This window comes from Lysobacter enzymogenes (genome assembly GCF_017168095.1).
Taxonomy (GTDB): domain Bacteria; phylum Pseudomonadota; class Gammaproteobacteria; order Xanthomonadales; family Xanthomonadaceae; genus Lysobacter; species Lysobacter enzymogenes_D.
On sequence record NZ_LXSD01000636.1, the window covers coordinates 1 to 11,559 of the forward strand.

The window sequence follows — 11,559 nt, forward strand, 5'->3', positions numbered from 1 at the left end:
CGCGCGCATCGGCCTGTGCGCGCAACGCGGCTTCGCCGTGGCGGTCGGCGCGCTGGCCGCGCTCAAGGCCGGCGCCGCCTATGTGCCGCTGGATCTGGACCATCCGCGCGAGCGTCTGGCCCAGATCCTCGCCGACGCCGCGCCGGTCGCGGTGCTGGCCGACGCGGCCGGACGCGCCGCGCTGGCCGCCGCGCTGCCCGATGGGGTGGCGGTGCTGGATCCCGAAGACGATGGCGACGACGCAGCCGCCGACACACCGCACGCGCCGCCCGCCGAACCGCAGCCCGACCACCTCGCCTACGTCATCTACACCTCCGGCTCGACCGGCGCGCCCAAGGGCGTGGCGATGCCGCACGCGCCGCTGGCGCAGTTGCTGCACTGGCAGCGCCAGGCGCTGGCGCCGGCGCGGCGGGTGCTGCAGTTCGCCGCGGTCGGCTTCGACGTGGCGTTCCAGGAAATCTTCGGCGCGCTGTGCAGCGGCGCGGCGCTGGTCATGATCGACGCGCGCCAGCGCCTGGACATCGCCGCGCTGCCGGCGCTGCTGGCCGCGCACGCGGTCGACCGCCTGCACCTGCCTTACATCGCCGCGCAAAGCCTGGCCGAGGCGGTGCAAGACTGCGACGACGCCGCGCTGGCCGGGCTGCGCGCGCATCTGCGCGAGATCGTCGTCGCCGGCGAGCAGCTGCGCCTGACCGCGCCGCTGCGGCGGATGCTGCGGCGCCTGCCCGATTGCCGCCTGCACAACCATTACGGCCCGACCGAAACCCACGTCGCGGTCGCCTGCGCGCTCGGCCCGGATCTCGACGCCGAGCCCGACCACGCGCCGATCGGCCGGCCGATCTCGGGCAGCCGCGTCTATCTGCTCGACCGCCACGGCCAGCCGGTGCCGCGCGGCGCGGCCGGCGAGCTGTATCTGGCCGGCGCCTGCGTCGCGCGCGGCTACCTGGGCCGGCCCGCGCTGGAAGCCGAGCGGTTCCTCGCCGATCCCATCGCCGGCGGCGCCGCGCGCATGTACCGCACCGGCGACCTCGCCCGTTTCCGCGCCGACGGCCGGCTGGAATTTCTCGGCCGCAACGACCAGCAGATCAAGATCCGCGGCTTCCGCATCGAACCGGGCGAGATCGAAGCGCGCCTGGCCGAACACCCGCAGGTGCGCGAATGCGCGGTGATCGCGCGCGAACGCGCCGACGACGCGACCGCGCTGGTCGCCTATGCGGTGCCGGCGCACGGCGCCGACGCTCGGATCGGCGCCCAGACCGGCGCCGACACCGGTGTCGATGGCGACGCCCACAGCGAATGGGCCGGCGCGCTGCGCGCGCATCTGGCCGCGCGCCTGCCCGACTACATGTTGCCCGCGGCCTTCGTCGCCGTGGCCGCGCTGCCGGTCACGCCCAACGGCAAGCTCGACACCCGCGCCCTGCCCGCGCCGGACGCGCACGCGTTCGCCCACGCCCGCTTCGAGGCGCCGCGCGGCGCCACCGAAACCGCGCTGGCGCGGCTGTGGCAGGAACTGCTGGCGGTGGCCCGGGTCGGCCGCGGCGACCACTTCTTCGAACTCGGCGGCCATTCGCTGATCGCGGTGCGGCTGCTGAGCCGGATCGCGCGCGCGTTCGCGGTCGAGCTGCCGTTGGCCGAACTGTTCGCGCGGCCGCGCCTGGCCGACCTCGCCGCGGCCATCGACGCGCTCGCCGCAGGCGACGCCGACGGCGCCGCCTTGGCCGCGATCGGCCCGCGCGACCGCAATGCCGACGACGACAGCGCGCTGCCGCTGTCGCTGTCGCAGCAACGCCTGTGGTTCCTCTCGCAGTTCTACAGCGTCAGCGCCAACTACCACATTCCGCTGGCGCTGCGCCTGCGCGGCGCGCTCGACCCGGCCGCGCTGCGGCGCGCGCTGGACCGCATCTTCGCTCGCCACGAAGCGCTGCGCAGCGTGTTCTACGAACGCGCCGGCAGCGCCCGGGCGCGGCTGCTCGATCCCGCCAGCGGCATCGACTGGGCCGAATGCGATCTGCGCGGCGACGACGCGCAGGCGCGCCTGCGCACGCGCATGGACCGCGACGTGGACGCGCCGTTCGAGCTGGAACGCGGGCCGCTGCTGCGCGCGCGCCTGTTCCGCCTCGGCGGCGACGAGCACGTGCTGTTGCTGGTGCTGCACCACATCGTCGCCGACGGCTGGTCGCTGGGCGTGCTGATGGACGAGCTCGGCGCGCTGTACGCCGCGTTCGCCGCAGGCCGCGCCGATCCGTTGCCGCCGCTGCCGCTGCAATACCCCGATTACGCGCTGTGGCAGCGCCGCCATCCCGACGACGCGCGCCTGCGCGCCCAGGCCGACTACTGGCGCGCGACCCTGGCCGACGCGCCAGCGCTGCTGGAGCTGCCGGCCGACCGGCCGCGCCCGCCGCAGCAATCCTTCGACGCCGGCTTCGTGCCGCTGCGCCTGGACGCCGCGCTCGCCGCCGCGCTCAAGCGCTGCGGCCAGCGCTTCGGCGCGACCTTGTTCATGACCGTGCTGGCGGCATGGAGCGCGGTGCTGGCGCGGGTGTCGGGGCAGGACGACATCGTCGTCGGCGCCGCCACCGCCGGCCGCAACCGCCACGAGACCCAGGCGCTGATCGGCTTCTTCGTCAACACCCTGGCCCTGCGCATCGACCTGTCCGGCGCGCCCGACGCGGCCGCGCTGCTGGCGCGGGTGCGCGCGGCCACGCTCGACGCGCAGGCGCACCAGGACTTGCCGTTCGAACAGGTGGTCGAGGCGCTGCGGCTGCCGCCGCGGCTCGACCGCGCGCCGCTGTTCCAGGCCATGTTCGCCTGGCAGAGCGATGAGGACGCGCTGCCGCGCCTGCCCGGCCTGGAGGTGCGCGGCGAACCGCTGCGGCTGCGCTGGGCCAAGTTCGACCTCGAGCTGGTGCTGGGCGAACGCGACGGACGGATCGAAGGCGGGCTCAACTACGCTTCGGCGCTGTTCGATGCCGCCACCATCGAGCGCCATCGCGACTACCTGCTGGCGGCGCTGCGCGCGTTCGCGGCCGAGGACGCGCGCCCGCTGGCGCAGTGGCCGCTGCTGCCGCCGGGCGAGCGCGAGGAGCTGCTGCATGAGCGCAATCGCGATCGCATCGACTACGACCGCGACGGCCTGCTCGACGCCGCGTTCGCCCGCCAGGCCGCGCGCACGCCGCACGCCGACGCGGTGGTCCACGGCGAGTCGCGCCTGAGCTACGCCGAACTCGACGCCCGCGCCAACCGCCTCGCCCACGCGCTGATCGCGCGCGGCATCGGCCGCGGCGACCGGGTCGCGCTCGGCGCGCAACGCGGCTTCGGCTTCGTCGCCGGCGTGCTCGCCATTCTCAAGGCCGGCGCAGTCTATCTGCCGTTCGATCCGGCCTATCCTTCGGCGCGGCTCGGCCGCATCCTCGCCGACGCCGCGCCGGCGCTGGCGCTGTGCGACGCCTCCGGCCGCGCCGCGCTCGACGCGCTCGCCGAAGACGCGGCCGCGCCGCCGCAGCTGGATCTCGACGACGCGACGCTGTGGCGGCAACAACCCGCGCACGCGCCGCGGGTGCCCGGGCGCGAGGCCGCGGACCTGGCGTATCTGATCTACACCTCCGGTTCCACCGGCGCGCCCAAGGGCGTGATGGTCGAACACCGCAACGCGATGCATCTGGCCGCCGCGCAGGTGCGCCGCTTCCGGCTGGGCCGGCGCAGCCGGGTGCTGCAATTCGGTTCGATCGGCTTCGACGCCAGCGTGTTCGACCTGTTGATGGCGTTCGTGCGCGGCGGTGCGCTGTACCTGCCGGCGCCGGCCGACCGCGCATCGGCCGCCGCCACGATGGACTTCATCCGCCGCCATCGCATCACCCACGCTACCCTGCCGCCGGCGTTGCTGCAGGGCCAGGCCGTGCCGCGCTTCGAGCACCGCCCGACCCTGCTGTTCGGCGGCGAAGCGCCGAACCCGGCGCTGATGCGCGCGCTGTCGGCGCACGCGCGCGTGGTCAACGCCTACGGCCCGACCGAAGCCACCGTCTGCGCCAGCGCCTGGACCGCGCCGCGCGACTTCGCGCGCCATCGCGAAGCGCCGCTGCCGATCGGCCGGCCGCTGGCCAACGTGCGCCTGTACCTGCTCGACGCGCAGCGCCAGCCGGTGCCGACCGGCGCGGTCGGCGAGCTGTACATCGGCGGCGAGGGCGTCGCCCGCGGCTATTTCGGCCGTCCCGACCTCAGCGCCGAGCGCTTCCTCGACGATCCCTTCGATCCGAAGCCGGGCGCGCGCATGTACCGCAGCGGCGATCTGGCGCGCTACCTGGCGGACGGCGAGCTGCTGTTCGTCGGCCGCAACGACGAGCAGATCAAGCTGCGCGGCTTCCGCATCGAGCCGGGCGAGATCCAGGCGCGCCTGGGCGAGCATCCGGCGGTGCGCGACTGCGCGGTGATCGCGCGCGAGGACCGCGCCGGCGAGCCCTACCTCGCCGCCTACGTGGTCGCCGACGGCGGCGACGAAGACGCGCTCGCCGCCACCCTGCGCGCATTCCTGGCCGACCGCCTGCCCGACTACATGCGCCCGGCCGCGTTCGTGCGCATCGACGCGCTGCCGCTGACCGCGCACGGCAAGCTCGACCGGCGCGCGTTGCCCGCGCCCGGCGGCGGCGATTTCGCCCATGCCGCCTACCAGCCGCCGCACCCCGGCGCCGAGCAGCGCCTGGCCGCGCTGTGGCAGGAGTTGCTGGGCGTGGAGCGGATCGGCCGCCACGACGATTTCTTCGAACTCGGCGGCCACTCGCTGCGCGCGGTGCAGTTGGCGGCGCGGTTGCGCGACGAATTCGACGCGCCGGTGCCGGTGCGCGAGCTGTTCGCGCATTCGCGCCTGGACCGCATGGCCGCGCTGCTGCAACGCGACCCGTCCGCGCCGGGCGACGGCCCCGACCTGGACGCCGAAGCCGAGCTGGACGCGGCCATCGACGGCGCCGGCTTGGCGCCCGCCGCAGCGCCGGCGCAGTGGCGCGAACTGCTGCTGACCGGCGCCACCGGTTTCCTCGGCGCGTTCCTGCTGCAGGCGCTGCTGCAAGGCACCCAGGCGCGGGTGCACTGCCTGGTGCGCTGCGCCGACGAGGCCGACGGCCGGCGCCGGCTCGAAGCCGCGCTGGCCGCGCTCGGCCTGGCCGGCGTCGCCGACCCGGCGCGGGTGAGCATCGTCCCCGGCGACCTGGCGCAACCGCGCCTGGGCCTGAGCGAAGCCGCGTTCGCCGCCTTGGCCGAACGCATCGATGCGATCTACCACAACGGCGCCTGGGTCAACTCGCTGCACGGCTATGCCGCGCTCAGGCCGGCGAATGTCGAAGGCACCGTGGAAGTGATGCGCCTGGCCGCGCACACCCGGCGCAAGCACGTGCACTACGTCTCGACCCTCAGCACCCTGCCCGCGCCGGCGCAGGCGCGCGCGCTGGGCGCGCCGGCCGACGACGAGGAAGCGCTGGCGCGCTGCTGGCGCGCGCTCGGCAGCGGCTACGCGCGCAGCAAGTGGGTGGCCGAACGCCTGCTGCGCGCCGGCGGCGCACGCGCGCTGCCGTTCACCGTCTACCGCCCCACCCACATCGCCGGCGCCGGCCGCGACGGCGCCTGCAACGCCAGCGACGCCTGGAGCCTGTTCGTGCAGGCCTGCTATCGCCTGGGCAGCGCGCCCGACATCGACCTGCGCATGAACTCGCTGGCGGTGGACCGCATGGCCGCGGCGATCGTCGAGCTGTCGCTGCGCGAGGATGGCGACGGCCGCAGCTTCAACCTCGCCGACCCGCGCGGCTATCGCCTGGCCGACTGGATCGACTGCGCGCTGGAGCAGCCCGGCATGGCCGCGGCCAAGCGCCCTTACCCGCAATGGCTGCGCGAATGCGCGGCCGATCCGGCGACCGCGGCGATCGCTTCGATCCTGCCGCCGGAACTGACGCCAGACCACGGCGACGACGGCGACGACGGCGACGACGTGCCGATCTCCAACGCCATCGCCGAACAGCTCGATCCGACCCGCTTCCCCACCCTCGACCGCGAGCACCTGCGCCGCTGCGCGCAGTGGCTGTACCGCCATCGCGATTGAGCCGCCCCCCTTCCCCACATCGATCGTAACGAGGCCATGGACGATATCCGTACGAATCCGCCGGCGGGCGCGAACCACGCCGGCAACGACGACCGCGACGACGACGGCGCCGCCGGCGTCGACGCGCTGTTCCGCCTGCAGGCGCAGCGCACGCCGCAGGCGATCGCGCTCGAACACGGCGCACGCCGCGTGAGCTACGCCGAACTCGACGCCTGCGCCGAACGGCTGGCGCAGCGGCTGCGGCGCCTGGGCGTGGGCGCCGACGACCGCGTCGCGATCTGCGCCGAGCGCGGCGTCGCCCCGGTGGTGGCGATGCTCGCCGCGCTCAAGGCCGGCGCCGCTTACCTGCCGCTGGATCCGGACTATCCGCGCGCGCGGCTGGATCTGCTGCTGGACGATGCCGCGCCCGCGGCGCGGCTGTGCGACGCCGCCGGCCGGCGGGCGCTGGGACTGGCGACGGAGGCCGGCGACGGCCGCGACATCGATCTCGACCTGGACCTCGACGACGGCCACCGGCCCGAACCCGCGCCCACCGCCGCGCGCGAACCCGGCGACGATCCGCAGCGGCTGGCCTATGTGATCTACACCTCCGGCTCCACCGGCCGCCCCAAGGGCGTGGCGATGCCGCACGCGCCGCTGCTGAACCTGCTGCGCTGGCAACGCGGCCAGTTCCGCGACGGCCAGCGCGTGCTGCAGTTCGCCGCGCTCGGCTTCGATGTGGCGTTCCAGGAAATCTTCGGCGCGCTGTGCGGCGGCTCGACCCTGGTTGTCGCCGAAGCGGCGCTGCGCCGCGACTTCGCCGCACTCGCGCGCGCGCTGGCGCAGCGGCGCATCCAGCGCCTGCACCTGCCGTGCCTGGCGCTGAGCGCGCTCGCCGACGCCCTGGCCGAGGCCGATGAAACCACGCTTTCGGCCTTGCGCGCGCAACTGGCCGACGTCGTCGTGGCCGGCGAGCAACTGCGCCTGACCGAGCCGATCCGGGCGATGTTCGCGCGCCTGCCCGACTGCCGCCTGCACAACCACTACGGCCCGACCGAAACCCACGTGGTCGCCGCGCACGTGCTGGCCGCGCGCGAGGTGGCCGAAGCGCCGGCGCACGTGCCGATCGGCCGCGCCATCGACGGCGCGCGCCTGTACCTGCTCGACGCGCAACGCCGGCCGGTCGCCGACGGCGAGGCCGGCGAGCTGTGGATCGGCGGCGCCGCGCCGGCGCGCGGCTACCTGCGGCAGGCCGAACTCAGCGCGCAACGCTTCCAGCCCGATCCCTTCGCCGCCGGTGCGCGCATGTACCGCAGCGGCGACCGCGCCCGGCGCCTGCCCGGCGGCGAACTGGAGTTCCTCGGACGCGACGACGATCAGGTCAAGATCCGCGGCCATCGGGTCGAGCCCGACGAAGTCGCCGCGCAGCTCGCCGAGCATCCGCGCGTGCGCGAAACCGCCGTCGTCGCCCGCGCCGGCGCGGACGGCGCGGCGGAACTGATCGCCTACGCCGTCCCGGTCGCCGGCGATGGCGGCGACGCGGCGGACTTCGCCGCCGCCTTGCGCGAACACCTGCGCCAGCGCCTGCCCGAACCGCTGCGCCCGGCGGCGATCGTCGCGCTCGCCGCGCTGCCGCGCGGCGCCCACGGCAAGCTCGACCGCGCGGTTTTGCCGGCGCCGGACGCGGCCGCCTACGGTCAACGCGATTACCGCGCGCCCCGGCCCGGCGCCGAAACCGAACTCGCGCATCTGTGGCAGGCGCTGCTCGGCCGCGAACGCGTCGGCCGCGACGACGATTTTTTCGCCCTCGGCGGGCATTCGCTGAGCGCAGCGCGGCTGCTCGGCGCGCTGCGGCGGCAATGGCGGGTCGAGCTGCCGGTCAGCGCGATCTGGAACCATCCGACCCTCGCCGCGCAAGCCGCGGCGCTCGACGCCTTGCGCGCCGATGCCTCAGCCGCGAGCGAGCCGCCGCGCGCCGGCGAAGGCGACGCCGCCGGCGTACTGTCCTCGACCCAGCGCCGGCTGTGGTTCCTGAGCCAGTTCGAAGAGCTCGGCGCCGCGTACCACATTCCCGTGCTGCTGCGCCTGCGCGGCGCGCTCGATCTCGCCGCGCTGCGGCGCGCGCTCGATGCCTTGAGCGACCGCCATGTCGGCCTGCGCACGCGCTTCGTCGCCGTCGACGGCGAACCGCGCCTGCAGCCGCTGCCCGCCGGCACGCCGTTCGCGTGGAGCGAAAGCGCGCTCGAGCTCGGCGCGGCCGCCGATCCGGACGCGGCCCTGCGCGAGGCGCTGCAACGACAGGCGGGTCGCGCCTTCGACCTGGAACGCGAAGCGCCGGCGCGCGCCTGGCTGGCGCGCACCGGCGCCGACGAATTCCATCTGCTGCTGACGCTGCATCATCTGGTCGCCGACGGCGAATCGCTGCCGCCGCTGCTGCGCGACCTCGGCGCGCTCTACGCCGCCTTCGCCGCCGGCGCGTCCGATCCGCTTTCGCCGCTGCCCTGGCAGTTTCCCGATTACGCCGCCAGGCAGCAGCGCCGCCAGAATGAAGACGGCGAAGCGCTGGACTACTGGCGCCGCACCCTGAGCGGCGCACCCGCCCTGCTCGAACTGCCCACGCGCGCGCCGCGCCCGCCGCAGCAGGACTTCGCCGGCGCGATGCTGCCGCTGCACGTCGACGCCGAACTCACCCGGGCGCTGCGCCGGCGCGCGCGCCGCGCCGGCACCAGCCTGTTCGCGCTGGTGCTGGCGGCGTGGGCGACGGTGCTGTCGCGCCTGTCCGGCCAGGACGACCTGGTGATCGGCGCGCCCAGCGCGCAGCGCGGGCTGGCCGGCAGCGAAGACGCCGTCGGCTTTTTCGTCGATACCCTGGCGCTGCGCATCGACCTGTCCGGCGATCCGGACGCCGCCGCGCTGATCGAACGCGCGCGCCGCTGCGCGCTCGACGCCCAGGACCATGCGCTGCCGTTCGAGCGCGTGGTCGAAGCCGTGCGTCCGCCGCGCCGCGCCGACCGCACGCCGCTGTTCCAGGCCATGCTCGCCTGGCAGGGCGAAGCGGCCGCGGCGCCGCCGCTGCCCGGGCTCGACGCGCAAGTCCTGGAACTGTCCCTGCCGGGCGCCAGGTTCGACCTGGAACTGCAACTGGGCGAACGCGACGGCGCCCTGGCCGGCGGCTTGCGCTACGCCACCGCGCTGTTCGACGCCGCGGCGATTGAACGCCATCGCGGCTACCTGCTCGCCGCGCTGCGCGCGTTCGCCGACGACGCCGCCGGCCCGGTCGCCGGCATCGACCTGCTCGACGCCGACGAGCGCCGGTTGCAGTTGCACGACTGGAACCGCAGCGAAGCCGACTATCCGCGCGAGGCCTGCTTCCATCATCTGTTCGAAGAGCAAGCGCGGCGCACGCCGCAAGCGACCGCGCTGGAATGCGCCGGCGCGAGGCTCAGCTACGCCGCGCTCGACGCCGCCGCCGACCGCCTCGCCGGCCGCCTGATCGCCGCCGGCGTCGGCCCCGACCGGCGCGTGGCGCTGTGCGCGCAGCGCGGCTTCGACGCCATCGTCGCGATCCTGGCGGTGCTGAAGGCCGGCGGCGCCTACGTGCCGCTGGATCCGGCCCACGTGCGCGAACGCAGCGCGCGCGTGCTCGCCGACGCCGCGCCGGTGTGCCTGCTCGCCGACGCCGAAGGACGCCGCGCGCTGGCCGCGGCCGGCATCGATGCGCCCTGTCCGGGCTTCGCGCTCGACGGCGCGGCGCTGGAGCGCGCCAACGACGGGCGCGACGCCGCATCGCCGGCGCGCGCCGAGGTCGGCCCGCGGCATCTGGCCTACATCGTCTACACCTCCGGCTCCACCGGCGAGCCCAAGGGCGCGATGATCGAACACCGCAACCTGGTCCAGTTCGCCCACAGCCAGGCCGAACGCTTCGGCATCGGCGCGCACAGCCGCATCGCCCAGTTCGCGTCGCTGAGCTTCGACGCCAGCCTGATCGAAATCGGCCTGAGCCTGAGCCGCGGCGCCGCGCTGTGCATTCCCGGCGCCGACGAGCGCGCCGACGCCGGTGCTTATCTGGACTGGATCGCGCGCGAACGCATCGGCCTGAGCTATATGCCGCCGGCGTTTCTGCAGGGGCGCGAAACCTTGCCGCGATTCGCGACAGCGCCGCTGCTCCTGGTCGGCGGCGAAGCCGTGCCGCCGGGCGTGCTGAGCGCGCTGCAGCGCGGCGGCGCGCGGCCGGTACACGTGTACGGGCCGACCGAGACCACGGTGCTGGCCACCGCCTGGGAACCGCCGCCGCATTGGCCCGGCGATGCGCCCGCGCCGATCGGCCGGCCGCTGGCCAACACCCGCGCCTACGTGCTCGACGCGCAGCGCCGGCCGCTGCCGCTGGGCGCGCCGGGCGAGCTTTACCTCGGCGGCGCCGGCGTCGCCCGCGGTTATCTGGGCCGCGACGAACTCAGCGCCGAACGCTTCTTCGCCGATCCGTTCGACCCCACCCCGGGCGCGCGCATGTACCGCAGCGGCGACCGCGTGCGCTATCGCGAAGACGGCGAACTGATGTTCCTCGGCCGCGACGACGGCCAGGTCAAGCTGCGCGGCTACCGCATCGAGCTGGGCGAAATCCAGGCGCGCCTGCGCGAACACCCCGACGTGCGCGAAGCGGTGGCGACGCTGCGCGAGGACGAGCCCGGCCGCAAACGGCTGGTCGCCTATGTCGTGACCGACGCCGACAGCGAGGGATTGGCCGGCGCGCTGCGCGCGCATCTGGCCGCGCGCCTGCCGGATTACATGCTGCCGTCCGCCTGCGTGCGCCTGGACGCGCTGCCGCTCAACGCCAATGGCAAGCTCGACCGCCGCGCCCTGCCGGCGCCCGATCGCGCCGATTTCGCCCGCCGCGCCTACGCGCCGCCACAAGGCGAGCTGGAACGCCTGCTCGCGCAGTGGTGGCAGGAACTGTTGCAGACCGGCGCCGTCGGCCGCGACGACGATTTCTTCGAACTCGGCGGCCACTCGCTGCTGGCGATGCGCCTGCTGGCGCGGCTGCGCGACGAACTCGAGGTCGCGGTGGCGCCGTCGCTGCTGTTCCGGCGCCCGCGCCTGGCCGGATTCGCCGAAGCGGTGCTGGCGGTCGCGCTGCGCGAACACGACTCGGGAGATTCGCTGTGACTTCGATCAAAGCCATCCTCGGCAAACTCGACCCGGCCCAGACCGAACGCCTGCGCGATCTGCGCCGCGACCTCGAGCTGGACGCGACGACCGCGGCCGAACCGCCGCTGCTGCCGCGCGCGCACGCCGACGACGGCGAACTGCCGTTGTCCTCGGCGCAGCAGCGGCTGTGGTTCCTGGCCCAGCTGGAAGGCGTCAGCGCCGCCTATCACGTGCCGCTGGCCGTGCGCCTGTGCGGCGCGCTCGACCGCGCCGCGCTGGCGCGCGCGCTCGATCGCCTGTTCGCCCGCCACCAGGCGCTGCGCAGCGTGTTCCCCGCGCGCGACGGCGAGCCG

Annotated in this window: 3 protein-coding genes; all 3 read left to right on the forward strand. The window is 75.0% G+C overall.

Features of this window, described 5'->3' with window-relative positions; genetic code table 11:
* Window positions 1-6,082: non-ribosomal peptide synthetase (locus A7A76_RS24645; protein ID WP_206413796.1), on the forward strand; the 6,082-nt coding region annotated here is incomplete at its 5' end.
* Window positions 6,083-6,118: 36 nt separating this feature from the next.
* Window positions 6,119-11,224: a non-ribosomal peptide synthetase gene (locus A7A76_RS24650; RefSeq protein WP_206413797.1), complete on the forward strand. Its 5,106-nt coding sequence runs from the start codon at window positions 6,119-6,121 to the stop codon at window positions 11,222-11,224.
* A partial coding sequence (locus tag A7A76_RS26125; RefSeq protein ID WP_206413798.1) for a condensation domain-containing protein occupies window positions 11,221-11,559 on the forward strand: 339 nt, incomplete at its 3' end. The genes A7A76_RS24650 and A7A76_RS26125, both read left to right, overlap by 4 nt.

Bases quoted from the DNA above. Each gene is read 5' to 3' on its own strand.
- A7A76_RS24650 (WP_206413797.1), top strand. From the start codon at position 6,119: ATGGACGATATCCGTACGAATCCGCCGGCGGGCGCGAACCACGCCGGC.